34 protein-coding genes and 1 tRNA gene are annotated in these 24233 nt (G+C 66.9%); 7 read left to right on the forward strand and 28 right to left on the reverse strand.

Annotated features, from left to right (window positions below):
* Positions 1-26 precede the first annotated feature (26 nt).
* The 24 genes from KBZ19_RS13950 to rplC all read right to left on the reverse strand — a co-directional run bounded on the left by KBZ19_RS13950 (position 27) and on the right by rplC (position 12930).
* On the reverse strand, positions 27-965 hold the full coding sequence (locus tag KBZ19_RS13950) for a DNA-directed RNA polymerase subunit alpha (protein ID WP_094514422.1): 939 nt from the start codon (positions 963-965) through the stop codon (positions 27-29).
* Between the two features lie 50 nt (positions 966-1015).
* Positions 1016-1408 (reverse strand): 30S ribosomal protein S11, encoded by a 393-nt coding sequence (gene rpsK, locus KBZ19_RS13955; RefSeq protein ID WP_094555114.1) that lies wholly within the window; start codon positions 1406-1408, stop codon positions 1016-1018.
* 63 nt (positions 1409-1471) lie between these two features.
* Positions 1472-1837 carry a 30S ribosomal protein S13 gene (gene rpsM, locus KBZ19_RS13960; RefSeq protein ID WP_094514420.1) on the reverse strand — a complete coding sequence of 122 codons (366 nt, stop codon included), beginning with the start codon at positions 1835-1837 and terminating at the stop codon, positions 1472-1474.
* A 97-nt stretch (positions 1838-1934) separates the two neighbouring features.
* The gene (gene rpmJ / locus KBZ19_RS13965; protein WP_006173336.1) at positions 1935-2048 is read right to left on the reverse strand and encodes a 50S ribosomal protein L36; all 114 of its coding nucleotides are present in this window, start codon (positions 2046-2048) and stop codon (positions 1935-1937) included.
* A 46-nt stretch (positions 2049-2094) separates the two neighbouring features.
* Positions 2095-2643 carry an adenylate kinase gene (locus tag KBZ19_RS13970; RefSeq protein WP_094514294.1) on the reverse strand — a complete coding sequence of 183 codons (549 nt, stop codon included), beginning with the start codon at positions 2641-2643 and terminating at the stop codon, positions 2095-2097.
* Between the two features lie 82 nt (positions 2644-2725).
* The gene (secY, locus tag KBZ19_RS13975) at positions 2726-4045 is read right to left on the reverse strand and encodes a preprotein translocase subunit SecY (protein WP_094514291.1); all 1320 of its coding nucleotides are present in this window, start codon (positions 4043-4045) and stop codon (positions 2726-2728) included.
* A 142-nt stretch (positions 4046-4187) separates the two neighbouring features.
* The gene (gene rplO, locus KBZ19_RS13980) at positions 4188-4637 is read right to left on the reverse strand and encodes a 50S ribosomal protein L15 (RefSeq protein WP_094514288.1); all 450 of its coding nucleotides are present in this window, start codon (positions 4635-4637) and stop codon (positions 4188-4190) included.
* A gap of 5 nt (positions 4638-4642) precedes the next feature.
* Positions 4643-5287 carry a 30S ribosomal protein S5 gene (rpsE, locus tag KBZ19_RS13985; protein ID WP_255101352.1) on the reverse strand — a complete coding sequence of 215 codons (645 nt, stop codon included), beginning with the start codon at positions 5285-5287 and terminating at the stop codon, positions 4643-4645.
* A 13-nt stretch (positions 5288-5300) separates the two neighbouring features.
* Positions 5301-5666: a 50S ribosomal protein L18 gene (gene rplR / locus KBZ19_RS13990; protein WP_094514283.1), complete on the reverse strand. Its 366-nt coding sequence runs from the start codon at positions 5664-5666 to the stop codon at positions 5301-5303.
* A gap of 32 nt (positions 5667-5698) precedes the next feature.
* Complete coding sequence (rplF, locus tag KBZ19_RS13995) at positions 5699-6238, reverse strand: 50S ribosomal protein L6 (RefSeq protein WP_094514279.1); 540 nt, start codon at positions 6236-6238, stop codon at positions 5699-5701.
* A gap of 15 nt (positions 6239-6253) precedes the next feature.
* Entirely contained in the window at positions 6254-6655 is a 402-nt protein-coding gene (gene rpsH / locus KBZ19_RS14000; protein ID WP_094514276.1) for a 30S ribosomal protein S8, read from the reverse strand.
* A 20-nt stretch (positions 6656-6675) separates the two neighbouring features.
* Positions 6676-7215 (reverse strand): 50S ribosomal protein L5, encoded by a 540-nt coding sequence (rplE, locus tag KBZ19_RS14005; RefSeq protein ID WP_094514273.1) that lies wholly within the window; start codon positions 7213-7215, stop codon positions 6676-6678.
* Positions 7216-7331: 116 nt separating this feature from the next.
* Positions 7332-7688 carry a 50S ribosomal protein L24 gene (gene rplX / locus KBZ19_RS14010; protein ID WP_094514269.1) on the reverse strand — a complete coding sequence of 119 codons (357 nt, stop codon included), beginning with the start codon at positions 7686-7688 and terminating at the stop codon, positions 7332-7334.
* Between the two features lies 1 nt (position 7689).
* Positions 7690-8055: a 50S ribosomal protein L14 gene (rplN, locus tag KBZ19_RS14015; RefSeq protein ID WP_094514267.1), complete on the reverse strand. Its 366-nt coding sequence runs from the start codon at positions 8053-8055 to the stop codon at positions 7690-7692.
* A 12-nt stretch (positions 8056-8067) separates the two neighbouring features.
* A complete protein-coding gene (gene rpsQ / locus KBZ19_RS14020; RefSeq protein ID WP_094514265.1) occupies positions 8068-8319 on the reverse strand; it encodes a 30S ribosomal protein S17 in 252 nt (83 codons plus the stop codon).
* Positions 8320-8333: 14 nt separating this feature from the next.
* A complete protein-coding gene (gene rpmC / locus KBZ19_RS14025; RefSeq protein ID WP_094514264.1) occupies positions 8334-8549 on the reverse strand; it encodes a 50S ribosomal protein L29 in 216 nt (71 codons plus the stop codon).
* A gap of 2 nt (positions 8550-8551) precedes the next feature.
* A complete protein-coding gene (rplP, locus tag KBZ19_RS14030) occupies positions 8552-9013 on the reverse strand; it encodes a 50S ribosomal protein L16 (protein WP_094514261.1) in 462 nt (153 codons plus the stop codon).
* Between the two features lie 16 nt (positions 9014-9029).
* Positions 9030-9758 carry a 30S ribosomal protein S3 gene (rpsC, locus tag KBZ19_RS14035; protein WP_094514258.1) on the reverse strand — a complete coding sequence of 243 codons (729 nt, stop codon included), beginning with the start codon at positions 9756-9758 and terminating at the stop codon, positions 9030-9032.
* A 19-nt stretch (positions 9759-9777) separates the two neighbouring features.
* Entirely contained in the window at positions 9778-10137 is a 360-nt protein-coding gene (rplV, locus tag KBZ19_RS14040) for a 50S ribosomal protein L22 (RefSeq protein WP_094514255.1), read from the reverse strand.
* A gap of 13 nt (positions 10138-10150) precedes the next feature.
* Positions 10151-10426 carry a 30S ribosomal protein S19 gene (rpsS, locus tag KBZ19_RS14045; protein ID WP_006173352.1) on the reverse strand — a complete coding sequence of 92 codons (276 nt, stop codon included), beginning with the start codon at positions 10424-10426 and terminating at the stop codon, positions 10151-10153.
* Positions 10427-10461: 35 nt separating this feature from the next.
* Positions 10462-11325 (reverse strand): 50S ribosomal protein L2, encoded by an 864-nt coding sequence (gene rplB, locus KBZ19_RS14050; RefSeq protein WP_094514251.1) that lies wholly within the window; start codon positions 11323-11325, stop codon positions 10462-10464.
* Between the two features lie 15 nt (positions 11326-11340).
* The gene (locus KBZ19_RS14055; RefSeq protein ID WP_094514247.1) at positions 11341-11643 is read right to left on the reverse strand and encodes a 50S ribosomal protein L23; all 303 of its coding nucleotides are present in this window, start codon (positions 11641-11643) and stop codon (positions 11341-11343) included.
* On the reverse strand, positions 11636-12271 hold the full coding sequence (rplD, locus tag KBZ19_RS14060) for a 50S ribosomal protein L4 (protein ID WP_094514242.1): 636 nt from the start codon (positions 12269-12271) through the stop codon (positions 11636-11638). The genes KBZ19_RS14055 and rplD overlap by 8 nt, the downstream gene beginning before the upstream one ends.
* A gap of 11 nt (positions 12272-12282) precedes the next feature.
* Positions 12283-12930 (reverse strand): 50S ribosomal protein L3, encoded by a 648-nt coding sequence (gene rplC, locus KBZ19_RS14065; RefSeq protein WP_255101355.1) that lies wholly within the window; start codon positions 12928-12930, stop codon positions 12283-12285.
* A 426-nt stretch (positions 12931-13356) separates the two neighbouring features.
* On the opposite strand from rplC, the gene KBZ19_RS14070 reads away from it, so the two are divergent.
* From KBZ19_RS14070 to recA, 6 genes are all read left to right on the forward strand, one after another.
* Complete coding sequence (locus KBZ19_RS14070) at positions 13357-13818, forward strand: NAD(P)H-quinone oxidoreductase subunit N (RefSeq protein ID WP_255101357.1); 462 nt, start codon at positions 13357-13359, stop codon at positions 13816-13818.
* The gene (locus KBZ19_RS14075; RefSeq protein WP_255101358.1) at positions 13808-14902 is read left to right on the forward strand and encodes an LdpA C-terminal domain-containing domain; all 1095 of its coding nucleotides are present in this window, start codon (positions 13808-13810) and stop codon (positions 14900-14902) included. Before KBZ19_RS14070 ends, KBZ19_RS14075 begins: the two co-directional genes overlap by 11 nt.
* A gap of 32 nt (positions 14903-14934) precedes the next feature.
* Entirely contained in the window at positions 14935-16641 is a 1707-nt protein-coding gene (locus tag KBZ19_RS14080; protein ID WP_255101359.1) for an AAA family ATPase, read from the forward strand.
* A 155-nt stretch (positions 16642-16796) separates the two neighbouring features.
* A tRNA-Gln gene (locus tag KBZ19_RS14085) sits at positions 16797-16868 on the forward strand.
* 25 nt (positions 16869-16893) lie between these two features.
* The gene (locus KBZ19_RS14090) at positions 16894-17643 is read left to right on the forward strand and encodes an HAD family hydrolase (protein ID WP_255101360.1); all 750 of its coding nucleotides are present in this window, start codon (positions 16894-16896) and stop codon (positions 17641-17643) included.
* Positions 17644-17791: 148 nt separating this feature from the next.
* Entirely contained in the window at positions 17792-18991 is a 1200-nt protein-coding gene (gene recA, locus KBZ19_RS14095; RefSeq protein WP_255101389.1) for a recombinase RecA, read from the forward strand.
* A 403-nt stretch (positions 18992-19394) separates the two neighbouring features.
* Here recA and KBZ19_RS14100 read toward each other — a convergent pair whose 3' ends face one another.
* From KBZ19_RS14100 to KBZ19_RS14110, 3 genes are all read right to left on the reverse strand, one after another.
* Positions 19395-19793 (reverse strand): DUF1815 family protein, encoded by a 399-nt coding sequence (locus KBZ19_RS14100; protein ID WP_255101361.1) that lies wholly within the window; start codon positions 19791-19793, stop codon positions 19395-19397.
* Positions 19794-19960: 167 nt separating this feature from the next.
* On the reverse strand, positions 19961-20209 hold the full coding sequence (locus KBZ19_RS14105) for a DUF2839 domain-containing protein (protein ID WP_094514216.1): 249 nt from the start codon (positions 20207-20209) through the stop codon (positions 19961-19963).
* A 65-nt stretch (positions 20210-20274) separates the two neighbouring features.
* Positions 20275-21708, reverse strand: coding sequence for a helicase (locus KBZ19_RS14110; RefSeq protein WP_094514214.1), 1434 nt, complete (start codon positions 21706-21708; stop codon positions 20275-20277).
* Positions 21709-21750: 42 nt separating this feature from the next.
* Here KBZ19_RS14110 and KBZ19_RS14115 point away from each other — a divergent pair, with 42 nt between their 5' ends.
* Positions 21751-22671 (forward strand): prephenate/arogenate dehydrogenase, encoded by a 921-nt coding sequence (locus tag KBZ19_RS14115; protein ID WP_233133106.1) that lies wholly within the window; start codon positions 21751-21753, stop codon positions 22669-22671.
* On the opposite strand, the gene crtD is transcribed toward KBZ19_RS14115, so the two are convergent.
* Positions 22668-24182, reverse strand: a complete 1515-nt coding sequence (gene crtD, locus KBZ19_RS14120) for a C-3',4' desaturase CrtD (RefSeq protein WP_255101363.1) — start codon at positions 24180-24182, stop codon at positions 22668-22670. The genes KBZ19_RS14115 and crtD overlap by 4 nt on opposite strands.
* Positions 24183-24233 lie beyond the last annotated feature (51 nt).

The following is a 24233-nucleotide window of genomic DNA, read 5'->3' on the forward strand; positions in this document are numbered from 1 at the left end:
GGAGAGATCGCGCAGGGAAGCGGGGTCTAGGCCGTGGTGCGGCTCTGGGGCAGAGAAATGCCGATGCGCTCAAGGGCTTCGATCACCTCGTCGGCCGATTTGGAACCGAAGTTCTTGATCTCGAGGAGGTCTTCGTAGCTGAAGCCCATGAGATCGGAAACCGAGTTCACCTGGGCACGCTTCAGGCAGTTGTAAGCCCTCACGGACAGGTTGAGTTCTTCCAGAGGGATCTGGCTTTCCGCAGAGGGCTCCGGCTCCACGCCCGGCTCGTCGTCGATGGTGAGGCTGGCCAGCGGCTGGAACAAGGCAATCAACTGATTGGCGGCCTGGGCCATGGCGTCGTCGGGGGTGATCGCGCCGCTGGTGTGGATCTCGAGTCGCAGCCGCTCCCGCGCCGAGCCGCCTTCGCCCACAGCGGTTTCGTCGACGGTGTAGTTCACCCGCCGCACCGGCATGAACACGGCATCGATCTGGAGCAGGTCGATGGCGCTGGTGTCTTCGTTGTGACGGTCGACGGGGCGATAGCCCACACCCCGCTCCACGTGCACTTCAAGCTCGAGGCTGTGGCCTTCCGCGACGGTGGCGATCGGCCGTTCAAGGTCGATCACCTGAACCTGCGAGGAGAATTGCAGGTCACCGGCGGTAACGGTGGCGGGGCCGGTGGCCACAAGCCGGCCGATCTCAAGATCGCGGCTGCGGCTGCTGACGACCACTTCCTTGCAGTTCAGCAGAATGTCGAGAACGTCTTCGCGGACACCCGGCACCGTGGCGTATTCATGGTTCACGCCGGCGATGCGCACGGCCGTGATCGCACTGCCTTCCATCCCACCCATGAGCACCCGACGCAGGGCGTTGCCCAGGGTGATGGCCTGGCCGCGATCGAGAGGCCCGATCACAAAGACGCCCGTCTGGGAGCGGTCTTCGCCGATCTGATGCTCGACGCGATCGATCTGATACTGATGCACGGCCTGAAGGTGGTGAAGAGGAATGCCCGAGGGCTTGGAAGTGAAGCGACTCAGACCCGGCGGCGCTTGGAGCGCCGGCAACCGTTGTGAGGCAGCGGGGTGACATCACGGATCAGGGTGATCTCAAGACCTGCCACCTGCAGAGCACGAATGGCGGTTTCACGGCCAGATCCAGGCCCGCGCACCAGCACTTCGATCTGCCGCATGCCCTGCTCGAGGGCGCGGCGGCCGGCAGCTTCGGCGGCCGTCTGGGCGGCGAACGGGGTGCCCTTGCGGGCTCCCTTGAAGCCACTGGCCCCGGCAGACGACCAGGAAATCACCTCGCCAGCGGTGTCGGTGATCGACACGATGGTGTTGTTGAAGGTGCTCTGGATGTGTGCCACGCCGTTGGGCACATTCCGCTTGGTTTTCTTTGCGCCGGATTTCTTGGCTGGCTTCGCCATGGACAGGGGCCTGGGGTAGGGGACTGGGAAGGACTGACGCCGGTGAGGCGCTGGGCGAGAGGATTACTTCTTCTTGCCGGCCACGGTTTTGCGCGCGCCGCGGCGGGTGCGTGCGTTGGTGCGGGTGCGCTGCCCACGGACCGGCAGGCCCATGCGATGGCGGCGGCCACGAACGCAGCCGATGTCCTGCAGACGCTTGAGCGCCATGCCCTCCTGACGGCGCAGGTCGCCTTCGAGGGTGAAGGATTCCGCTGCGGCGCGCAGTTTCTGCACGTCAGCGTCGTCAAGGTCTTTCACCCGGATGTCCGGGCTGACACCGGCCTTGGCCAGGATCTTCTGGGCACGGGTCAAGCCGATGCCATAGACGTAAGTGAGAGAAATCTCAACCCTCTTGTCACGAGGGATATCGACACCGGCAATCCGAGCCACGAAGAAACGATTCAGTTGGGCAGAGTGGAGCCCAGCCACGGTGGGCTGGGTGGTGCGCCCAAGAGGGCGCAGATGAATGAGGCGGGAACAGCGCAGGTCAGCCCTGGCGCTGTTTGTGTTTGGGGTTGGTGCAGATCACCATGACCCGGCCATGGCGGCGGATCACCCGGCACTTGTCACACATTTTCTTGACCGAGGCACGCACCTTCATGAGCAGCGGTGCTCCAAATTTCCAAACAGACAACGTACCACAGCGCTCAACCCACAACAGCGGAGATTCGCTCGGCAATCGCCTCGACCGTGCCACTGGCCTCGACGGAACTGAGCAGCCCCTTGGCGCGGTAGTACGCGATCAAAGGCTCCGTCTGATCGCTGTAGACGACAAGACGGTTGCGGATCACAGCTTCGTTGTCGTCGGCGCGGCCGCGTGCGAGCAGGCGCTCCACGAGGGTTTCGTCATCGAGGGCCAGGAGCACCACCAATTCGATCGGTTGGCCGATCTCCTCCAGCAGTTGCTGGAGGGCTTCGGCCTGGGCCAGGTTGCGTGGGAAACCATCGAGCAGCCAGCCGCCGTTGCAGCAGGTCAGACGGGCACGAACGATCGCCAGCACCAAGGTGTCGCTGACCAGTTCGCCACGGGCCATCACGGCCTCCGCTTCCTGGCCGAGCGCACTGCCCGCAGCCACTTCGGCGCGCAACAACTCGCCGGTGGAGAGGTGCAGGAGGTTGTGGCTGGCCGCGAGACGCTCGGCCTGGGTGCCCTTGCCGGCTCCTGGGGGGCCGAGAAAAAGAATGCGCTGCTTCATGGAAGGGGGCGGATGAGCGGAAACCAGAGAAGGGGCGGGGGAGTGGCGATGACCTGGGGAGCCCCGGAAGGGGTGGGGCGCGTCACTGGCGCACCATCCCCTCGTAGCGCTGCGAGATCACGTAGGTCTGGACCTGCTTGGCGGTGTCGATCGCAACGCCCACCAGGATCAGCAGGGAGGTGGCCCCCAGACCCTGGAAGGTGCGCACCTGCGTGGCGCCCTCCACAGCCGAGGGAATGATTGCCACCGCACCGAGAAAGAGACCCCCGAGGATGGTGAGCCGGTTCTGCACGCCACTGAGATAAATGGCAGTGGCAGAGCCGGGACGCACACCCGGAACGGCTACACCGCTGCGCTTGAGGTTGGTGGCGATGTCGACCGGATTGATCGTGAGGGTGGCGTAGAACAGCGAAAAGCCGATGATCAACGCGAAGAACAGCAGGGCATAAAGCCATGGCGTGCTGCTGTTGGGGCTGAGGTAGCCGGCCAGCTGGATCAGCCAGGGGGCGCGGGTGAGGTTGGCGATGGTGAGGGGCAGGAACACCACGGCTGACGCAAAGATGATCGGCATCACCCCACCGGCATTGAGCTTCAAGGGCAGGTAGCTCTGACGCGCGGAAAGGGGGGTGTTTTGCCCGACCTGGCGCTTGGCGCTCACGATCGGGATGCGACGGCTGCCTTCCTGCACGAAAATGATGCCAACGATCGTGACCAGGAAAATCAGCACCAGCACCACGATTCCGCCCACGGTGGCCCGGTCGCCGCTCTGGGCCAGCTCCACGGTGGAGCCAAGGGCACGCGGCAGCGTGGCCACAATGTTCACAAAGATCACCAGCGACGCTCCCTGGCCGATCCCCCGCTCGGTGATCACTTCGCTGATCCACATCACCACCATCGATCCCGCCACAAGTGCGAGGGAGGTCTGGATGACGAACACAGGAGCGGACACTCCCGGGATGGCGTATTGCCGCAGGATCAGGGCGAAGACCGTGCTCTGCAGGATCCCCCAACCCAGTGCCACATAGCGTGTGATCTGAGCGATCTTGCGCCGGCCGGCTTCCCCTTCGTTCTTCTGGAGGTCCTCCAGCTGGGGCACCGCCGCCGTGAGGAGCTGAAGAATGATCGAGGCGTTGATGAACGGCAGGATGCCAAGCGCGAACACACCAAGGGTGGAGATGCCCCCACCCGTGAAGATGTCGAGGAAGCCGATCAGCTGGCCGCCTTGCTGGATGAACTGCTGGAAGGCCACCCGGTCGATGCCGGGAACGGGGATGTAAATCCCCAGGCGCACCAACAGCAGCAAGCCAAGCGTGGTGAGCACCCGGTCACGGAGACCCTTGGACTGGATCAGCTGGGTGAGGATTTCGCCGGCGCTGGGATTGCGCCCCCGGCTAAGGAGCATGGTGTGTTCTCAGGCGGTGGGGAGGCAGAAAGGAGACGCTGCGGAGTGACACGAAAGCCGCCTGCCGTTCCGCAGGACGGTGGCAGACGGCTCTGAGACCAGGAAACCCCACCAGCATGGCTGGCGGGGCGTGGAGATGGGGTCAGGTGAGCTCGCAGGTTCCACCAGCGGCTTCGATCTTTTCACGGGCAGACGCAGTGAAAGCAGCAGCCTGAACGGTCAGTTTCACACTGAGATCGCCGTCGCCGAGGATCTTCAGAGGGTGCTTGGGGCTGGTGACCAGCCCTTCTTTCACCAGAACATCCAGGTTGACGGTGCTGCCGGCCTTGAGGCCCGACAGCTTGGCCACGTTCAGCACGGTGAACGACTTGGGGTTCACCAGTGGGAAGTGCTTGAGCTTGGGGACCCGCCGGTAGAGCGGCATCTGGCCGCCTTCAAAGCCGGGGCGGGTGGGGCTGCCGGAGCGGGACTTCTGTCCGCGCATGCCGAAGCCGCAGCTGGCACCCTGACCGGCGGCGATGCCGCGACCTTTGCGGAGCTTGCGGCGCCGGGCACCGGCCTGGGGCTTGAGGGACTGGAGAGTGTGGGTCATGGGGCTCAGGAGTAAATCTGCTCGAGGGAGATGCCCCGTTCCTTGGCGGTTTCCTTGTGGGTGCGGAGCGCCTGCAGCGCCTCGATGGCGGCGCGGGCATTGTTGAGGGGCGTCTTGCTGCCCAGGCGCTTCGCCAGCACGTTCTTGATGCCCGCGAGCTCAAGCACGGTGCGGATGGAGCCGCCTGCGATCACGCCGGTGCCCGGGGCGGCCGGGCGCATGAGCACGCTGGCAGCGCCATCGACCCCACGGCTCTCGGTGGGAATCGAGCTGGTGCGGGTGAGCGGAACCTTGACGAGGTGCTTCTTGCCGTCGGCTACGCCCTTGCGGACGGCACCGATGACATCGCCGGCCTTACCGACGCCCACACCCACCTGACCGCGTTCGTTGCCGACCACGATGATGGCGCGGAAGCTCATCTTCTTACCGCCTTTGACGGTTTTGGAGACCCGGCGGATCTGGACCACACGCTCCTGCCATTCGGAGTCGCGCTCCTGACCGCCGCGCCGCCCTTCACCACGGCGACCACCGCCGCTGCCGCCGCGACGATCGCCGCCTTTGCCGCCACCGCCACCGCGCCGCTGTTCGGGCTGGCCTTCAGCCGCCGCTGGCACGTCGCTGGACTGGATCGTTTCGTTGATTTCGGTCATGGTTGGATCCGGTTCAGAACTGAAGGCCCGCTTCACGGGCAGCGTCGGCAAGGGCCTTGACACGGCCGTGATAGAGGTTGCCGCCACGATCGAACACCACCTGTTGAATGCCTTTGGCGAGGGCACGTTGGGCCACCAGTTGACCCACGGCCACGGAGGCATCGCAGGTGGAGCTGGCGGTCAGGCTGGTGCGCAGATCTTTGTCGAGCGTCGAAGCGGCACAGAGCGTGCTCTGTGCGTCGTCGTCGATGACCTGGGCGTAGATGTGATTGTTGGAGCGGAACACAGCCAGCCGCGGACGGGCGGCGGATCCGGTGAGATGGCGACGCAGACGGCGGTGACGCTTCTGGGTCTGGGCTTTGCGGGAAACGGTGGACATGGGAGTGGAGGGGTGGGACGCTCAGGCAGGCCTCATTTCTTACCGGTTTTGCCGGCCTTGCGCAGAATGCGCTCGCCCTCGTACTTGATGCCCTTGCCCTTGTAGGGCTCAGGAGGACGAATGGCGCGGACCTTGGCCGCTTCGTTGCCGACCAGTTCCTTGTCGAAACCGGAGACCAGCACCTGGGTGTTGCCCTCCACGGTGAAGACGATGCCTTCGGGGGGCACCACTTCGACCGGGTGGCTGTAGCCGGCGCTCACCACGAGCTTCGTACCCTGAACCTGGGCCCGGTAGCCCACGCCCACGATTTCGAGCTTGCGGGTGAAGCCTTTGCTCACCCCTTCGACCATGTTGGCCACCAGCGTACGGCAGAGTCCGTGGCGCTCCCGTGAGCGGCGGGTGGCTGTGGAAGGGGCAACAACGAGCGTGTTGTCTTCCTGGCGAATCTGGACACCTTCAGGGAGGGTGCGGTTCAGTTCGCCTTTGGGCCCCTTGACATGGACCGAGAGGCCGTTGAGGCTCACGGTCACCTTGTCGGGGATCGGGATCGGTGCTTTACCAATACGTGACATGAATCAACTCCCTTTTCAGTAGATGTAGCAGAGGACTTCACCGCCGACACCCTGCTTACGGGCGTCACGGTCGCTCATCACACCCTTGGAGGTGGAAATGATCGCGACGCCGAGACCACCCAGCACCTTGGGGAGTTGACGTGTGTTCTTGTAGATCCGCAGACCCGGCTTGCTGACGCGCTTGACGGAGCGGATCGTGGGCTGACGATGCTTGCCGCTGTATTTCAGCTCAAGAACGAGATGCCTTTGCACCCCTTCACCTTCTTCGCTGATCTGGGCAATGAACCCTTCCTGCTGCAGCACTTTGGCGATGCTGTGCGACAGGCGGGAAGCAGGCACCTTGGTGGTCTGATGCTTTTTCTCACTCGCATTACGAATGCGGGTGAGCATGTCTGAAATCGGGTCGTGGTTGGCCATGTTGGGGGTCCGAAGAGGGCTCAGTTGCTGCGGAACGGCATTCCCATCTCGCGGAGGAGGGCCCGGCCCTCTTCGTCGTTACGGGCACTGGTCACGATGGTGATGTCCATGCCCCGGATGGCATCGATCTTGTCGTAGGAGATTTCCGGAAAGATGATCTGTTCCCGGACTCCAAGGGTGTAATTCCCCCGTCCATCGAAACTCTTGGGGCTCACACCGCGGAAATCGCGGATGCGGGGCAAGGCCAGATGGATCAGGCGCTCGAGGAAGGCATACATCCGGTCACCACGAAGGGTGACGGCGACGCCGATCGGCATGCCCTGGCGGATCTTGAAGCTGGCGATGGCCTTCTTGGCACGGGTCACCACCACCTTCTGACCGGTGATCGTGGCCAGTTCAGCGATCGAAGCCTCAAGGGCCTTGGCGTTCTGGGCGGCCTCGCCGAGACCTCGGTTCACGGTGACTTTCATCACCTTGGGAACCTCATGAATGTTGGAGAGGCTGAGATCCTTCAGCAGCTTGGGCTGGATCGTCTCCCGGTAGCGCTGTTTGAGTGACATGGCGGGGTGGGGGAAATTCGCTTCTGGGCGTTGTCAGAAGGCGGACAGGAACGGGGAGTGCAGGGACGGGCGGGGGAGGTGACTCCATGGCCGAGGCCACCGAATCGAGGATGTGCTCAATCGAGCAGTTCGCCGGTCTTGGTGAGGCGGCGCTTCTTGGTGCCGTCGGCCTGGATGGCAATGGCGACACGGCTGGGAACGTTCTGGCTGGTGGAGAACACCATCACATTCGAAGCATGCACAGAGGCTTCTTCCGTGACGATCCGGCCGGTTTCGCCTTCCTGGGTGGGCTTCACGTGACGGGTGCGCAGGTTGATCCCCTGCACCACCACGCGGTTCTCGTAAGGAAGGGTGCGCAGGACTTCACCGGTTTTTCCCTTGTCCTTGCCAGCGATCACCTTGACGGTGTCGCCTTTGCGGATGCGCATCTTGACCCGCTTGGCGGGCCGTGGCTGGGGTGTTGCGGCGGCCATTTCAGATCACCTCCGGGGCGAGTGACACGATCTTGGTGAAGTTGCGCTCGCGCAGTTCACGGGCGACCGGACCGAACACACGCGTGCCCTTCGGGTTGTTGTCGTTGCCGAGGATCACGGCGGCGTTGTCGTCGAAGCGGATCGAGTTGCCCGTGTCGCGGCGCAGCGTGGCGCGGGTGCGCACCACCACAGCCTTGACGACGTCCGACTTCTTCACCCCCATGTTGGGCATGGCGTCTTTGACGGCAGCGACGATCACATCGCCGACGTGGGCATACCGGCGGTTGGTGCCCAGCACACGGATGCACTGGATGCGCTTGGCGCCGCTGTTGTCAGCGACATTGAGGAAGGTTTCCTGCTGAATCATGGTGTGACCTCCTCAGCTCGCGCCGGATGGGGTGAGAACTTCCGCCACCGCCCAGCGCTTGGTGCGGCTGAGGGGACGGGTTTCGGTGATGCGGACGCGATCACCGACCCGACAACGGTTGTCTTCGTCGTGGGCCTTGTAGCGGGTGGTGCGGCTGACGGTCTTTTGATAGATGGGATGGGGGAAGCGGTTCTCCACCGCGACCACCACCGTTTTTTCCATCTTGTCGCTGACGACGGTGCCGACCCTTTCCTTGAGTGCCATGGGGTGGTGGGGGATCAGGAGGCGGAGGGAGCGGAGCGTTGCCGCTCCTGCTGCACCGTCAACAGCTGAGCCAGCTTGGTGCGGCTCTGCTTGAACAGGTGCGGTTGCTCCAGCCGGCGGGTGGCCCGCTGGAAGCGAAGGTTGAACAGTTCACGGCGGCAACCGCCGATCTGTTCGACCAATTCGGCATCGGTGAGGGTTCGCACCTCGGCGATGGCAGGACGTGCCATGTTCAGGACTCCAGGGCGAGAGAGGGTTCGGGGGAAGCTTCCGGCTCCTGGTCGGCCAAGGCGAGGAACTTCGTCTTGACCGGCAGCTTGTACTGCGCCAGGCGCATGGCCTCCTTGGCGATGGCCGGGGTGATTTCAGGCCCGCCCATCTCAAAGAGAATCCGGCCGGGCTTGATCACCGCCACCCAGAATTCAGGGTTGCCTTTACCGGAACCCATACGGGTTTCGGCGGGGCGCATGGTGACCGGCTTGTCGGGGAAGATCCGGATCCAGATCTTTCCTCCCCGCTTGACATAGCGGGTCATCGCCCGACGACTGGCTTCGATCTGGCGAGAAGTGATCCAGCCACATTCCTGGGCCTGGAGGGCAAACTCACCGAAGGCAATCGTGTTGCCCCGGGTGGCGACGCCGCGCATGCGACCTCGCTGTTGTTTGCGGAATTTGACGCGTTTGGGACTCAGCATGGTTCAGGCCTCCTGATCACTCCTCGTTCGAGCGGTCTTCGAACTGTTGGGGCCGCCGGCTGCTCCGGCGCCTGGGTGCTCCACCAGCGGGCAGTTGCTCCTTCTGCCCAGGAAGCACCTCTCCTTTGAACACCCAGACCTTGATGCCCAGCACCCCGTAGGTGGTGGTGGCCACCTTGGTGGCGTAATCGATGTCGGCGCGCAGCGTGTGCAGGGGCACGCGACCTTCGCGGGTCCATTCCGTCCGGGCGATTTCGGCGCCGTTGAGACGACCGCTCACCTGGATTTTCAGCCCGAGCACACCGGCCCGCTGGGCGCGCTGCACCGTCATCCGCATGACGCGGCGGAAGGCGACCCGCTTTTCCAGTTGCTGAGCGATGTATTCGGCCAGCAGGTAGGCGTCAGCGTCGACCCGCTCCACCTCAACGACATTGATGCGCACCTGGCGCTGGCGGTCGCCGAGCGTGGTCTGGATGCCGGCACGAAGCTCTTCGATGCCGCTGCCCTGGCGGCCGACCAGCACGCCGGGGCGTGCCGTTTTGAGCTCCACTTCGAGTTGATCGGCCTTGCGGGCGATCAGCACGTCGGAGATGCCGGCGCTGGCGTATTTCTTGTGGATGAAGCGACGAATCCGATCGTCTTCCTGGAGAAGAATCGGATAGGTCTTGCTGGGGGCATACCAGCGGGAGCGGTGGTCCTGGGTGATCCCCAGGCGCAATCCGGTTGGATGGATCTTGTGTCCCATCGGGCGGTGTCCTCGGGGGTCAGGCGGAAGTGGACGCCACAGCAATGCTGATGTGGCAGGTTTGTTTCTTGATCGCGTAAGCCCGCCCCTGGGCGCGGGGACGGAATCGCTTCAGGGAAGGACCCATGTCGGCGATCGCGGTGCTGATCACCAGGGAAGCGGGATCAAGACCAAGGTTGTGTTCCGCATTGGCGACCGCCGAACGGAGCACCTTGGTGATCGGTCCGGTGGAGCGGTAAGGCATGAACTCGAGCAGGATCAGCGCCTCGCGATAGGAGCGGCCGCGGATCTGGTCGAGCACCCGGCGCACCTTGGAAACGGATCCGCGGATGTAGCGGCCGTGGGCGCGGGCTTCTGAGCTGGGGGAAGGGTTGGCCATGGTGTGTCGCTCCTTAACGGGCACCTTTTTTGTCTTTGATGTGACCCCGGAAGGTGCGGGTGGGGGCGAATTCCCCCAGCTTGTGGCCCACCATCTGCTCGGTGACATACACCGGCACGTGGCTCTTGCCGTTGTGAACGGCAATCGTGTGGCCGATCATCATCGGCAGGATGGTGGAAGCCCGCGACCAGGTTTTGATCACGGTTTTGTCGCCAGCGCTGTTCTGCGCTTCGACCTTGCGCAGCAGGTGGTCGGCGACGAATGGTCCTTTTTTGAGTGAACGTCCCATGGCGGTTTAAGCAGACAGCAAAACAGTGTTGACCATCAGGAATCCCGTCCGCCACGGCTCCGTTTGGAGGTGCGGCGACGTTTCCGCAGGACAAACCGATTGCTGGGTTTGTTCCGCTTCCGGGTTTTGAGGCCCAGGGCCGGTTTGCCCCAGGGGGTGACCGGGCCGGAGCGGCCGATCGGTGCGCGGCCCTCACCACCACCGTGGGGGTGGTCGCAGGGGTTCATCACACTGCCGCGCACTTCGGGGCGACGCCCCAGCCAGCGCTTGCGACCGGCTTTGCCGAGGCTCGTGTTGCGAACTTCAGCGTTGCCCACTTCACCGAGGGTGGCGTAACACTCCCGGCGCACGAGACGAACCTCGGTGGACGGCAGCTTGAGGGCGACGTAATCGCCTTCCTTGGCCATCACCTGGGCGCTGGCGCCGGCGGTGCGCACCATCTGGCCACCGCGTCCGGCGTAGAGCTCGACGTTGTGGACAGCGGAGCCCAGAGGAATTGAGGAGAGCGGCAGGGCATTGCCGGTTTCAATCGGGGATCCGGGGCCGGACACCACCGTTTGGCCGACTTCAATGCCTGCAGGAGCAAGGATGTAGCGCTTCTCACCATCGGTGTAGAAGAGCAGAGCCAGACGCGCGTTGCGGTGCGGGTCGTAGTGGATGGCGGCCACGCGGGCCTCCACGCCGTGCTTGTCGCGGCGGAAATCCACCAGGCGATAGAGGCGCTTGTGGCCACCGCCACGGTGGCGGCAGGTGATCACGCCCCGGTTGTTGCGGCCTTTGCGGCGGTGCTTGGCCACCACCAGGCTGCGTTCGGGCTTGCGCTCAGTGACTTCGCTGAAGTCGCTGGCGACCCGGGTGCGGGTGCCGGGGGTGTAGGGACGGTAGTTGCGGATTGCCATAACGATTCAGAACCCTCAGGCCTCGGGGAACAGCTGGATGGCATTGCCTGCGGCGAGCCGCACCACCGCCTTTTTCACCTGGGCGCGCTTGCCGGCGAAGCGTCCGACCCGCCGGGCACGGCGAGGGGGATTCATGGTGCTCACGCCGATGACGCGCACATCGAAGAGGTGCTCGACGGCGGCCTTGATGTCGGGCTTGGCAGCCCTGGGGTCCACCTCAAAGGTGTACTGGTTGAGTTCGAGCGCGCGGGTGGCTTTCTCGGTGATCAGCGGGCGCCGGATCACATCCGCCAGCCGGTTGGCGAAACGTTCAGTCATCTCCGTAGACCTCCTGGATCTTGGCGAGAGCTTCCTCGCTGAGCACCAGCTTCCTGGCGTTGAGCAAGTCGAAGACATTCAGCTGATCGGCGGCGATCAGTTTCACGTTTTCGAGGTTGCGGACCGACAGGCGGACCACATCGGTGGGGGCATCCAGCACCAGCAGCACCTTGGCGCCGGCGGGGATGTCCCAGCGCTGCAGAGCAGCGACGATTTCGCGGGTTTTCGGCTGCTCCAGCGCCGCGCCGAAGCCTTGCACCACCACCATGTCGGCGGCCCGGCTGATCAGGGCGGTGCGCAGCGCCAGGCGACGTTCCTTGCGGTTCATCGCCAGGCTGTAGGTGCGGGGCTTGGGCCCGAACACCACGCCGCCACCGGGGCGGAGCGGGGTGCGGATCGAGCCTTGGCGCGCACGACCCGTTCCTTTCTGTTTGTAGGGCTTGCGGCCGCCACCACGCACTTCGGCGCGGGTGAGGCTGCTGGCCGTGCCCTGGCGGGCGTGGGCGAGCTGGCGCACGACCGCGCGCTGCAGCAGGCCGCCGGCCGAGGCTTCCTTGGCGACCCTCAGATCAAGGCTGGCCTTGCCGGCTTCCTTGCCCTGCCAATCACGAACGACACAGTTGACCATGGCTGACATCCTCAGTTCGCGACCTTGTCACCGACCCGCCGAGCGGGTCGGATGTTGAGCAGGGCGCCGGGCTTGCCGGGCACCGAACCCTTCACCACCAGCAGGTTGCGCTCGACATCCACCTTGAGAATGATGAGACCCTTGGTGGTGATCTGCTTGCCGCCGTAGCGGCCTGCCATCCGTTTGCCGGGGTAGACCCGACCGGGGGTGGTGCCGGCGCCGGTGGATCCGGGTTCGCGGTGGTTCTTGGAACCGTGCGTCATCGGACCGCGGCTGAAGCCGTGGCGCTTCTGGTAACCACTGAAACCGCGGCCGATCGTGTCACCGCTGACATCGACTTTCTGGCCGGGCTCGAAGCCTTCGACCGTGATCGTGCCACCGAGTTCGAGGCCTTCGACAGAATCGAGCCGGTATTCGGTGAGGTGCCGCAGGGGCTCACTGCCGGATTTGGCCAGGTGACCCGCAGCCGGGCGGTTGACGAGCTTCTCGCGAATGTCGCCAAAGCCGATCTGAGCGGCGGTGTAGCCGTCGGTGGCAGGGGTTTTGAGTTGGGTGATGCGGCAGGGGCCCGCCTCGATCACGGTGACCGGGATGGACTTGCCGTCGGGGGCGAAGAACTGGGACATGCCCAATTTCTTGCCGAGGATGCCGATGGACATGGGGGGGAAGAACGCCAGCAGGACCACGGCCGAGACCATCCGGAGATGACGGGCCGCCTGGAGGCTGAATCGATGAACGCGCTGGATCCGCTTGACTGGATCCCGTGGAAACGGAGCATCCGGCCATGGCCTGACGGGCAGGCAGGGCCGGGGGCTAGCGGTGGGCGAAACAGCAGGCTGGGACTTTTCCGTCGGGCCGTAGCCGGAGGACGGCGAGTTTCCCGTCGGCGGTGAGGCAGCAGAGCTGCTCGTTGCCGAACTGGCCGGGAGGATCCACCGACAGCGGTGGATCCGCGCAAGGTTCCGGAGGCCCGGCTAGCGGACGGGCACAGAACACATGCACAAGAATCCACAGTACCGCATGGTCCGACCCCCTATTCCTGAAAGCGTCCTGCCAGACTGCCGCCGTTCCTGGCATTGCCCTCCATGCCGCTCCTTCTTACCGGCCGTCGCTTTCGGGAGGATCTGGAGAAGGCTGGTGCCCTGGCCCTCTATGCCCCCCTGGAAGGTGGTGCGGAGACACGGCTGATGCGGCGTCTGCGCGCCGCCGGCTACCGCGCACAAATGACTTCAGCCCGCGGCCTCGGTGATCCCGAAGTGTTCCTGCTCCAGTCGCATGGCATCCGTCCGCCGCACCTTGGCCACCACAGCGTTGGCAATGCCGCTGCCGTCGGTGAGGTCCAACAGGTGATGCCCCAGCTCGGCCCCCTGCTGGAAGGCACCAAACCGATCCTGCTCTGGCTGCTGGAAGCCCAGGTGCTCTCCGCCGCAGAGCTCTCGGCCCTGTGCGGGCTCACCCAGAGGGAGCCGCGCCTGCGCATCGTGGCGGAAATGGGTGGCTCGAGGTCGCTGCGCTGGCATCCGCTCGATCAGTGCGTTGCCGCCTGAGCAGGCGCTGCGCTCCGGCCGCTGGGTCAAGTTGATCTGCGGCGCCAGCAACCAGGATCTGGCTGCGATCGTCGATCTCTGCGGCATCTACACCCTGGCGGGTGTTCAGGCGATCGATGTGGCTGCCGATCCCGCTGTGGTGGTGGCAGCGCGGCGCGGCATCGCCTGGGGTCTGGAGCGCTCCGCTGGCGGCTGTCCCCCCTGGCTGATGCTGAGCCTCAGCGATGGCGCCGACCCCCATTTCCGCAAGGCCCACTTCGATCCGGAGCGTTGTCCGCCGTCCTGCCCACGACCCTGCGCGCGGGTGTGCCCGGCCCTGGCCATCGGCGAGAGCGGCGGTGTGATCGACGAGCGCTGCTACGGCTGCGGCCGCTGCCTGCCGGCCTGCCCCCTCGGCCTGATCGCGGCCAGGGAGCATGCGCTGCCGGCGCAGGCTGTGACCCCTCTGCTGGCAGCGCTGCGGCCGGATGCGGTGGAGATTCACACCCAGCCGGGCCGAGGCGCCGCTTTCGCTCAGCGTCTCGACCAGGTGGTGGCTGCGCGACTGCCCCTGCAGCGCCTGTCGGTGAGTTGCGGCTGGGAAGCGCCCTCCAACGGCCGCAGGCAGGCGGTGGCTGACGGCGTGGACGGTTCAGGTGCGGAATCTGCAGGCATGGAACGTCCAGGGGTGGAGGGTCTGGCGGCGGAGCTCTGGCAGCGGTTCGCGCGCCTTAGAGCGGCGGGGTTGCGGCCCCTCTGGCAGCTCGATGGCCGGCCGATGAGCGGCGATGTGGGGGACGGCACGGCCCATGCCGCGGTGCGGCTGCTGGCGGCGCTGCGGCCCTGGGCACCACCGGGGCCCCTGCAACTGGCGGGTGGCACCAACGGCCACACCCTGGAGCTGCTGCGTCGTCTGGCGGGCTCGGCGGCGGAGGCGCGGCGCCTCAGCGCCGGTGTGGCCTTCGGCGGGATGGCGCGCCGTCAGCTGCAGCCGCTGCTGGTGGAGGCCGAGCGGCGGGGCACACGGCTGCTCGACGATGTGGACCTCTGGACCGAGGCGCTGGCAAGGGCCCGGGCGCTGGTCGGCCCGTGGCTGGCTTCCTGATGGCTAGAACGGCAGTCCTGGAGTGATGGGTCATGCAAGCTCCCGACGCTGCCCCCCTCGCCCTGGCTCACGCCGGCGCCCCTGAGGTCGCCCTTTCGCCGCAACGGGTGACCGACGATCTCGAAGCGCTGCTGGCGGTGCTGCCGGAGCGGGTGCGCGAGGCCTTCGCCGCCGCGGAGAGCCGCGACCAGCTGCTCGAGGTGGTGCTGGATCTTGGTCGTTGTCCTGAGGCCCGCTACCCCGGGCGCGCCATTGCCCTCACCGATCAGCCGATCGACCGCTCGGACCTGGCGGCCGTGGTGGAACGGCTCGGCCATTTCGGCGGCGACAACCGGGCGGGCATCGAGCGCACCCTGCACCGCATCAGCGCCATCCGCAACCGCACCGGCGATGTGGTGGGTCTCACCTGCCGGGTGGGCCGCGCTGTGTACGGCACGGTGGCGATGGTGCGGGATCTGCTGGATTCCGGTCAGTCGCTGCTGCTGATGGGGCGTCCCGGTGTCGGCAAGACCACGGCCCTGCGGGAGATTGCCCGTGTGCTGGCGGACGACCTGGAACGCCGCGTGGTGGTGATCGACACGAGCAACGAGATCGCCGGCGACGGTGACATTCCCCACCCCGCCATCGGCCGGGCCCGCCGCATGCAGGTGGCGCGCCCCGAGCTGCAGCATCAGGTGATGATCGAGGCGGTGGAGAACCACATGCCGGAAGTCATCGTGATCGATGAGATCGGCACGTTGCTGGAGGCTCAGGCGGCCCGCACGATCGCCGAACGGGGGGTGCAGCTGGTGGCCACGGCCCACGGCAATGAGTTGGCCAACCTGATCAAGAACCCCACCCTCTGCGACCTGATCGGCGGCATTCAGTCGGTCACGCTCGGTGATGAGGAAGCGCGGCGGCGCGGCTCCCAGAAGACCGTGCTGGAGCGCTGCGCCGACCCCACCTTCCCGCTGGCGGTGGAGATGCACAGCCGCAGCCGCTGGCTGGTGCACCGTGACGTGGCCCGCACGGTGGATTTCCAGCTTCGGGGGCAGCCTGCCCGCCCCCAGGTGCGCGAATGCGATGCTTCCGGCCGCGTGCGGCTCGAAGACGCGGCCACTCCTCCGGCCCCACCCCGCTTGACGCGCGCGGAGCCACCAGCGCCACGCCGCGAGCTACGGCGGCCGGATCCGGCCCCGCCCCTGGCGCCGGTGCCTCTGCCCGACCCATCCATGCCCGCACCGCACCGGCGCCCAGCGGTGGAGCCGGCAGCGACGACCCTGCGCCTGTTCAGCTGCGGCATCAGCGCTGCGCTGCTGGATCAGGCGGTGCGCAGCCGCCGCTATGCCGTTGAGCAGGTTGTTGATCTGGAGCAGGCGGATGCGGTGCTCACCGTGCGCAACCAGCTGGGCCAGGACCCGGAGGTGCGGCGGCAGGCCCAGCTCCACGGCGTGCCGATCCTGGTGATCAAGTCCGACAGCCTGCATCAGATCCAGCGAGGTCTCGAGCGGCTGCTGCGGCGGCGCCAGCCGGATAGGGTGGCGCCGCTGCAGGTACTGCCGGACGACGCCTACAGCGCCATGGAGGAATGCCGTCTGGCTGTGGAGCAGGTGGTGGTGCCCCGCGGCTGCCCGGTGGAGTTGCTGCCCCGCAGCGCCCGCGTCCGCCAGATTCAGGCGGAGCAGGTGCGCCGCTATGGATTGCGCTGTGCCGAGTTCGGCAGCGGCGGGGAGCTGCGGTTGCGTGTGTTCCCGCGCTGAGCGCTGCCATCAGCTGCCGTGATCCCTGTCGGCACAGCGGGAGATTGACGAAGGACGGCTCGCTGTGGGTAACTATCTGGATCCCGGGCGTCGGGTGTTCCACTGCGTTGGCGGCCTGCGGGCCCTCTTCCTCGGACCACCCCACAACTGCGCGTTGGGCCGTCGCCAAGTGGTAAGGCAGCGGGTTTTGGTCCCGCCATTCCTAGGTTCGAATCCTAGCGGCCCAGTTCTGACACTCCTTTGAGCTCCCCTGTGTCCTCCAGCCCCCTGCTGGTGTTCGATTTTGACGGGGTGCTGGTCGACGGCATGGCCGAGTACTGGTGGAGCGCCCGCCGGGCTGCTCTGCGGCTGCGCCCCGACCTTCAGCTGCCCGTGTCGGCGCCGCCCGGCTTCGCCCAGCTGCGGCCCCTGATCCACAAGGGCTGGGAGATGGTGCTGCTGGCCGCTGAGCTGGGCCGCGACGACCATCGGCTCAGCGACACCCTGGCTGACTACGGCGGTGCTCTGGACCGTGCTCTGGAGCGCTGGGAGTGGCAGCCCTCCCAGCTGCAGGAGGTGCTGGAGCTCGTGCGCCGCGAGGCCATCGCCACCGACCGCAGCGCCTGGCTTGCACTGCACCGCCCCTACCCCGGCGTGCCGGAGCGGCTGCGGGCCCTGCGCGGCGAGGCGGCCGATTGGGCGGTGCTGACCACCAAGGGGGCGGCCTTCGCCGCTGAGCTGCTTTCTGCCGAGGGCCTTGAGCCCTGGCAGCTGTTCGGTCATGAGCAGGGGCCGAAGCCGGAGGTTCTGCTCCAGTTGCGGTCGCTGAACAGGCCGATCTGGTTCATCGAAGACAGGCGCCCCACCCTGGAGCAGGTGCGGGCCACGCCGGGATTGACCTCCGTGCGCTGCTTTCTGGTGTCGTGGGGGTACGTGCGCGCGGCTGATCTGACCGGCCTGCCGCCGGGCATCGCCCTGCTCCGCCCGGAGCGGTTCGCGGCCCCCTTGGCGACCTGGCCCTGATCCGCTAGCGTACGCCTGTACTAATTCCTGTCCGGCGCGCCGGCCTGATACGTCCACCCGATTCGGTGGCACCTGTGCCTTTGAGGCCGCAGGATGTCCCGCTTCGGACGTCTCGATCAGCGGCCTGTTCTCCCACCCACCGTTGACCATGCCTGCCGACCCCAAGAGCACCGACCTCAGGGCCGCTCATCCCCGCTCCGCCGCCGCCGGATCGTCGGCCGCCGCCCTCGGTTCCGCCGCCGCCGCCCGCGACAAGGCCCTTGACCTCGTACTCGGTCAGATCGAGCGCAACTTCGGCAAGGGTTCGATCATGCGCCTCGGGGATGCTTCCCGCATGCGGGTCGAAACCGTTTCCACCGGCGCGCTCACTCTTGATCTTGCCCTCGGTGGCGGCTATCCCAAGGGCCGGGTGGTGGAGATCTACGGCCCCGAGAGTTCGGGGAAAACCACGCTCACGCTGCATGCGATCGCCGAAGCCCAGCGCCGTGGTGGCGTGGCGGCCTTCGTCGACGCCGAGCATGCCCTGGATCCGGTCTATGCGGCGGCCCTCGGGGTCGATGTGGAGAACCTGCTGGTCTCCCAGCCGGACACCGGCGAAATGGCGCTCGAGATCGTGGATCAGCTGGTGCGTTCTGCGGCCGTCGACATCGTTGTGGTCGACTCGGTGGCGGCGCTCACCCCACGGGCGGAGATCGAAGGGGAGATGGGCGACCTGGCGGTGGGCAGTCAGGCCCGTCTGATGAGTCAGGCCATGCGCAAGATCACCGGCAACATCGGCAAATCCGGCTGCACGGTGATTTTCCTGAACCAGTTGCGGCAAAAGATCGGGGTGACCTACGGCAACCCGGAAACCACCACGGGAGGCAACGCGCTCAAGTTCTATGCCTCGGTTCGCCTCGATATCCGCCGCATTCAGACCCTCAAGCGTGGCACCGAGGAGTACGGCATCCGGGCCAAGGTGAAGGTGGCGAAGAACAAAGTGGCGCCCCCCTTCCGCATCGCTGAGTTCGACATCCTCTTTGGCCGCGGCATCAGCACCCTGGGCTGTCTGCTGGATCTGGCCGAGGAAACGGCCGTGGTGGTCCGCAAGGGTGCCTGGTACAGCTACGAGGGCGACAACATCGGCCAGGGGCGCGACAACACCATCACCTGGTTGGAGCAGAACCCCACCCAGAAGGAGGCGATCGAAGCGATCGTGCGCCGCAAGCTCACCGAAGGCGCCGATGTGACGGCCAATTCCGTCAAGCCCCTGGCGGCGGCGGCGGCAAAGCTGGCTGCGGCTGAGGCTGAGGCCGACGGCTCCGACGCGGATGACGCCGTGGAGGTGGCTGGTCTGGCTGCGCGATGAGGGCAGGCCAGGCCGCAGGCCCAGCCCCACCATTCCAGCCGTATCAGCGAGGCGGGGGATTGAAAGGGTGATTCGGGCATCGACAGAGAGCCCGGATCGCCCCAGTGTGGTGCGGAAATCCAGGTGAAGTCTCGACGGCAACGAGAGCCAGGGCAGGCCAGCCATCGGCCTGAAAGCTGGCCGCAGCTGGAACGCTCCCTCCGATTCCCAGCCAGCTGTCCAGCTCACCGGTCCAGTGCTGAGGCGTCCTGCGCCTCAGCACTGGGCTCAATTCAGCCTTCCGAAGAACCAGCCTTTCGGTCAGTACATGAGCAGCTCTGCAGCTCAGAAGTTGAGCAGAGGCGTACACCCGTGGGCCGACTGCCCCCAGAACGCCAGCGGCTCACCCGCTCAGCCGAGCTGGTCACCCCACCAATTCCTCAAAGGGTTGGGACGTTGCGCTGATCAGCACAGCCTGCCGATGGTCCGCAGTCTTTATGGCGTTGCCGTCGGCGGGAACCTGTTGCAGGAACGCGGTCACCCGTTGCAGTTCCTGGATCGCATCGGCCCCGTCCAGCCGTACCAGCTCGTGACCATTGCGCGATTCCACCCAGCTGATGCCGCAGTCAGACACCAGAAAGCGGATGGTGTGGGTATCCCCCAGGTCTGCGACGAAGGAAGCGCCTTGCCGCTCCTGGCCGTCTCCGCAGACGTAGCAGGTAGCCACCAGCCCTTTGCGCTGCAGGCTGCTGGCAAGAGCCTGAAGGCTCATGACGAGATCCTGAGCCAGCGAGCGGTATTGCTCAGCCAGACGGGTAAACATCATGCGGAACCGTTGGTCCGCCCGATCATAAGGTTTTCTTCCGATTGTTGCGACCGTTCATAGTGGCGCGTCAGCAGGCGGTGACGTCTGTGGTGCTCAGCGGGTACACATGCGGCGCTCAGCAGGAACGCCTGCGGCGGCCAGGGGGTGGATGTCAGGGCGATGTCTCAGGGGGTGTCGGACAGTTGCCACCAGCCGGCGGCCGGGCCGATGAAGCGCACGACCACCCAGAAGAGGACCAGTGAGCCAATGCCGACCCAGGCGCCGCGGGTGGTGAGCTTCACGAAGCGATCGGCCTGGTCGCGCGTGAGCGGAAACCATTCCACCAGGCGTGGTGAAGCGTCCTTGGCTGCGGATGGCTTGGCCTTCTGGCGTGGTGGCAGACCCTGTTGCGCCCTCCGCCTTGCTTCACCCATGACCGTTCTGCTCCCACTGCGGTGCAGCGTAGAGGTGGCCACCGGGCGTATCTGCAGCTGGCGGCTCAGCCCGGGAGCAGGCGATTCAGGGCCACCCAGGGTTCCAGGGCGCGCAACACCTGCCGCCCCCAGCTGCGGCTGCGGACCCGGCCATCCAGCACGGCCAGTCGCCCCGCCCCTCCGCGCCTGAGGCTGGCCAGGCCGCGCTGCAGTCGATCAAGCGCTTCGGGCAGCAGCAGTTCGCGGAACCAGTCGCGTCCCTGCTGGCGCAGCCGCATCACCCGGGCGGCGGTGAGCGGGTCTTCCAGGCTGGCGATCGGCAGTGGACCGACCACCACCTGGCAGGGCACCGGCAATCGCTCCTGATGCTCCAGCCACCAGCTCCAGCCGCAGCAGATCACACCATTGCTCTCCGGGGCTGTGTCCTGATGGCACACCCGCGTGCCGAACTCGGCCGCCAGCGCCGCCGCCAGCGGCAGGCGCAGGCCAGCCTCATCGACGAGCACGATCGTCAGACCAGCCTGGCCCAGCACCAGACGGCGGCAGTGATCGAGCAGATGCTCGCCGTACTGGGGGCTGTTGGGCAGGGGCTGGCGCAGGGGCGCGTAGAGCGGCAAAGGGTCGGAAAGGAGCGGATCGGCCAGATCCACCCGCACCTGGGGGGTGAACCCCGCCAGCTGCACAGGCGCTCCGCGCTGGCCAACCAGCACCAGGGCCCGGCCATCCAGCAGTCCCTGCATCACCTCCAGCGGTTCGAGCGGCACCCGGTGGAGGTCCCACTGCAGCAGCTGGCGGTCCACGGTGGCCCAGCTCGTCCAGCCCGGGCCGCTGGCCGCCATCCACTCGGGCCATGGACGCGGCAGCGGCCCCAGCAGCGACAGCAACTGCCGCAGGGGCGCTTCGTCTTCGGGCGGCAGGGGCACCTGGGCCGAGGGGGTGCCCGGGTGGCTGAGGATCCGGCGGCCGAGCCGCTGGTGCAGCTCCAGCAGGCTCGCGTCCGCCGCCGGCAGGCTGAGGCGGATCTGGTCCCAATGCTGAGGAGCGAGCTGCTGATCCAGCGCCGTGCGCAGCCGTGCTTCGAGGATCTCCTCCTCGGGAATCACCAGGTGGCGATCTCCAAGGGTGCCGCTCTGCCAGGCCTTCACCAACTGCTGATGGTTCATCAGCCAGAGGGTGCTGTCGCGGGGCGGTGTCTCCCCTTCCCAGCACGGCAGCGTGAGCCCGGCGGCCCGCAGCCGGGGCAGCTCGACCTGCAGCAAGCGCCGGCGCATCGGCTCGCTCACCACCAGCACCAGCGGTGCCGTCGCCAGGGCCATCGGCACGAGCAGGGCTACCAGCCAGCCCGGATCGCTGCCAGGCGCAAGCTGCAGGCAGCAGTGATCGCCGCGCCGCAGGCTGCGCCCCACCACCCGGCTGAGCGTGAGGTGATGCGGCCAGCCCACGCCACCCTCCTGCCGCAGGAGTTGCTTGAGTTGCTGGTGGGCGCGGGCTTCCAACATCCGCGAATCGTAGGAAGCTGCTCCGAGTGGACCGTGGCAGCCATGACAGCCCAGACGATGCACCCCGACGGCACGGCCGGAGTGGTGGGGCTGGTGGGGCTGGGCCTGATCGGCGGCTCCCTCGGCCTCGATCTGCGTGCCCGCGGCTGGGATGTGCGCGGGCTTGTACGGCGGGAGAGCACGGCGGAGCGGGCTCGCCAGCGTGGACTGGCTGGCCGGGTCAGCACCGATCCCTCCGTGCTGGCGGGCTGCCGGCTCGTGGTGCTGGCGCTGCCGCTCGATCAGCTGCTGGCGCCGGACCCGGCGTTGCTGGCTGCCCTGCCGCCGGACGCGGTGATCACAGATGTGGGCTCGGTCAAGGCACCCGTGCTGCGCACCTGGCAGGGGATCGTGCCCCGTTTCGTTGCCAGCCACCCGATGGCCGGCACCGCGGAGGCCGGGGTGGAAGCGGGGGTGCGCCACCTGTTCCGCGGTCGCCCCTGGGTGGTGACGCCCACGCCAGACACCGACCCGGCAGCTCTGGAGCTCGTGCGCACCCTCTCGGAAGCCGTGGAGGCCCGATGGCTGTTGTGCGACCCCCAGGCCCACGACCGCGCCGTGGCGCTGATTTCCCACCTGCCGGTGCTGGTGGGTGCCGCCCTGCTGCAGGCGGCGGATCGGGGCGCCGTGGCGGCACCGGCCCCTGGCGATGGGCAAGCCGGCTACGAGCAGGTGGACACTGAGGCCAGGGCGCTGGTGCGTGCGCTGGCCTCCAGTGGCTTTGCCGACACCACACGTGTGGGGGGCGGCAACCCGGAACTGGGTGCCCTGATGGCCCGTTGCAACCGGGAGCAGCTCCTGGCGGCCCTGGCCTCCTACCGGCGATCACTCGATCAGTTGGAGGGGTTGCTGCAGCAGGAGCGATGGGCCGATCTGCGCGAGGCACTGGCGGCCGGCCAGCGCCTGCGGCCGGAGTTCCTCTAGGCAGCGATCCCCCGCCGAGCCAGCAGTTGCCGGCTCACCATCTGCGCCGACAGGCTCACGCCCGCGGTGCCTTCGCCGGGGTAGATGGCATCGCCGCAGAGCCAGAAGCCAGGCAGGGGTGTGCGGCTGGCCAGCCCGAAGGGGCCGAAACGGGAGGGATGCTGGCCCAGGCCGCCCACGAAGCCGAAGGGCCGCCCGGTCCAGCGGGCGAAGCTGCGTGGTGTGGACAGTTCCGCGTGGCGGTAGTGCGCCGGCGTGAGACCGAGCAACCGATTCAGCCCTGCCTGGAGGCTCGCCATCGCCGTCTGTTTGCGGGAGTGGTAGGCGGCTTCGTCGCCCTCGAACCAGGGCCGGGCCGGAGTGAACACGCTGGCGATCACGGTGGCCTCCCCCGCCGGCGCCCGGCCATCCCCCTCCCGGCTCACCGACACGAACAGGGAGCCAGGGTCGGCCCAGTCGAGCTGCAGATGAGCGGGGCAGTCGGCGGGCAGGGCGCTGCGCTCCACGGCCGCGTACAGCACCAGCGCACCGCTGGGATCCTCCAGGTGCCGCAGCCGCGCTCCGTAACCGGCCGGCAGGGCATCCCCTGGCAACAGATCCGGCAACGACTGGGGGGGAAGGCTGCAGACCAGTTCACGGGCGAGCAGCTGCCAGCTGCTCCCGCCTGGTCCTGTGCCATGCACCCTCCAGCCGCTGCCGTGCTGCCGCAGCTCGCTCGCCCGGTGCCGCAAGCGCAGGCTGCCGCCGGCGCGGGCCAGCCCCAGCTCCAGCGCATCGCTCAAGGCCTGCATCGAGGGCGCCAGGTGGAACAGGCCCAGAGGCTCCTGTGCCATCGCCAGCACGCTGGCGCCGTAGAGCGCGGCAGTGCGGTGGGCCGGCTCCTGGGAATAGAGACGCAGCTGCAGATCGAGAAAGCGCCGCAGCCGCGCGTCGTTTGCGCAGCCCGTGAGCCTCAGCAGATCGGCGATCGTGCTTCCCACCAGCACACCGCTGGCCAGGTTGGCGGGGCGCAGGGCCCCCAGCAGCTGGCCCAGATCCCAGAGGCTGCGGGGGGGCAGTACCGGTTCCCGTCCAGCGAAGCCCCAGTTGGCCTGGTGGATGGCTGCGCACAGGCTCCAGAAGCGCTCCGAGCCCGGGAAATGCCGCTGCCGTTCCTGCCGCCAGCGCTCGGGATCACGCCAGAGCCGCACTGCCGGCTGGCCATCGGCCAGATCCACGACGCAACCGGGGTCCAGAGGGGTGGCTGCCGGCGCCTCCACGCCCAGCTGCTCGAAGATCCGCGCGTGAATGCCGCCCGGCTCCAGGCCGGCCACCTGGGTGGCCCCCACATCGAACACATAGCCCCGGCGGCGGAAGGTGCCGGCGCAGCCGCCGCTCTGGTGATGGGCTTCCAGCAGCTGCACGTCCAGGCCCTGGCGCGCCAGCAGGGCCGCTGCCGTGAGGCCGGCGATTCCGGCGCCGAGCACGGCCACGTCGCACTGGCCTTTGGCCGCATCGGCTTGCGTGCCCACCTTCGCTGCCCCGCCACAGAATTGCAGGCATGCTGACAATGCTGACGGGGC

Source organism: Synechococcus sp. L2F (genome assembly GCF_024345695.1).
Classification (GTDB): Bacteria; Cyanobacteriota; Cyanobacteriia; order PCC-6307; family Cyanobiaceae; genus MW101C3.

Coding starts and splice junctions, on each gene's coding strand:
- rpsK (WP_094555114.1), bottom strand. CDS start 1,408: ATGGCGAAGCCAGCCAAGAAATCCGGCGCAAAGAAAACCAAGCGGAAT.
- rpmJ (WP_006173336.1), bottom strand. CDS start 2,048: ATGAAGGTGCGTGCCTCGGTCAAGAAAATGTGTGACAAGTGCCGGGTG.
- KBZ19_RS13970 (WP_094514294.1), bottom strand. CDS start 2,643: ATGAAGCAGCGCATTCTTTTTCTCGGCCCCCCAGGAGCCGGCAAGGGC.
- secY (WP_094514291.1), bottom strand. CDS start 4,045: ATGCTCCTTAGCCGGGGGCGCAATCCCAGCGCCGGCGAAATCCTCACC.
- rplO (WP_094514288.1), bottom strand. CDS start 4,637: ATGACCCACACTCTCCAGTCCCTCAAGCCCCAGGCCGGTGCCCGGCGC.
- rpsE (WP_255101352.1), bottom strand. CDS start 5,287: ATGACCGAAATCAACGAAACGATCCAGTCCAGCGACGTGCCAGCGGCG.
- rplR (WP_094514283.1), bottom strand. CDS start 5,666: ATGTCCACCGTTTCCCGCAAAGCCCAGACCCAGAAGCGTCACCGCCGT.
- rplF (WP_094514279.1), bottom strand. CDS start 6,238: ATGTCACGTATTGGTAAAGCACCGATCCCGATCCCCGACAAGGTGACC.
- rpsH (WP_094514276.1), bottom strand. CDS start 6,655: ATGGCCAACCACGACCCGATTTCAGACATGCTCACCCGCATTCGTAAT.
- rplE (WP_094514273.1), bottom strand. CDS start 7,215: ATGTCACTCAAACAGCGCTACCGGGAGACGATCCAGCCCAAGCTGCTG.
- rplX (WP_094514269.1), bottom strand. CDS start 7,688: ATGGCCGCCGCAACACCCCAGCCACGGCCCGCCAAGCGGGTCAAGATG.
- rplN (WP_094514267.1), bottom strand. CDS start 8,055: ATGATTCAGCAGGAAACCTTCCTCAATGTCGCTGACAACAGCGGCGCC.
- rpsQ (WP_094514265.1), bottom strand. CDS start 8,319: ATGGCACTCAAGGAAAGGGTCGGCACCGTCGTCAGCGACAAGATGGAA.
- rpmC (WP_094514264.1), bottom strand. CDS start 8,549: ATGGCACGTCCTGCCATCGCCGAGGTGCGAACCCTCACCGATGCCGAA.
- rplP (WP_094514261.1), bottom strand. CDS start 9,013: ATGCTGAGTCCCAAACGCGTCAAATTCCGCAAACAACAGCGAGGTCGC.
- rpsC (WP_094514258.1), bottom strand. CDS start 9,758: ATGGGACACAAGATCCATCCAACCGGATTGCGCCTGGGGATCACCCAG.
- rplV (WP_094514255.1), bottom strand. CDS start 10,137: ATGGCCAACCCTTCCCCCAGCTCAGAAGCCCGCGCCCACGGCCGCTAC.
- rpsS (WP_006173352.1), bottom strand. CDS start 10,426: ATGGGACGTTCACTCAAAAAAGGACCATTCGTCGCCGACCACCTGCTG.
- rplB (WP_094514251.1), bottom strand. CDS start 11,325: ATGGCAATCCGCAACTACCGTCCCTACACCCCCGGCACCCGCACCCGG.
- KBZ19_RS14055 (WP_094514247.1), bottom strand. CDS start 11,643: ATGACTGAACGTTTCGCCAACCGGCTGGCGGATGTGATCCGGCGCCCG.
- rplD (WP_094514242.1), bottom strand. CDS start 12,271: ATGGTCAACTGTGTCGTTCGTGATTGGCAGGGCAAGGAAGCCGGCAAG.
- rplC (WP_255101355.1), bottom strand. CDS start 12,930: ATGTCCATCGGCATCCTCGGCAAGAAATTGGGCATGTCCCAGTTCTTC.
- KBZ19_RS14070 (WP_255101357.1), top strand. CDS start 13,357: ATGCCGCTCCTTCTTACCGGCCGTCGCTTTCGGGAGGATCTGGAGAAG.
- KBZ19_RS14080 (WP_255101359.1), top strand. CDS start 14,935: ATGCAAGCTCCCGACGCTGCCCCCCTCGCCCTGGCTCACGCCGGCGCC.
- recA (WP_255101389.1), top strand. CDS start 17,792: ATGCCTGCCGACCCCAAGAGCACCGACCTCAGGGCCGCTCATCCCCGC.
- KBZ19_RS14100 (WP_255101361.1), bottom strand. CDS start 19,793: ATGTTTACCCGTCTGGCTGAGCAATACCGCTCGCTGGCTCAGGATCTC.
- KBZ19_RS14105 (WP_094514216.1), bottom strand. CDS start 20,209: ATGGGTGAAGCAAGGCGGAGGGCGCAACAGGGTCTGCCACCACGCCAG.
- KBZ19_RS14110 (WP_094514214.1), bottom strand. CDS start 21,708: ATGTTGGAAGCCCGCGCCCACCAGCAACTCAAGCAACTCCTGCGGCAG.
- KBZ19_RS14115 (WP_233133106.1), top strand. CDS start 21,751: ATGACAGCCCAGACGATGCACCCCGACGGCACGGCCGGAGTGGTGGGG.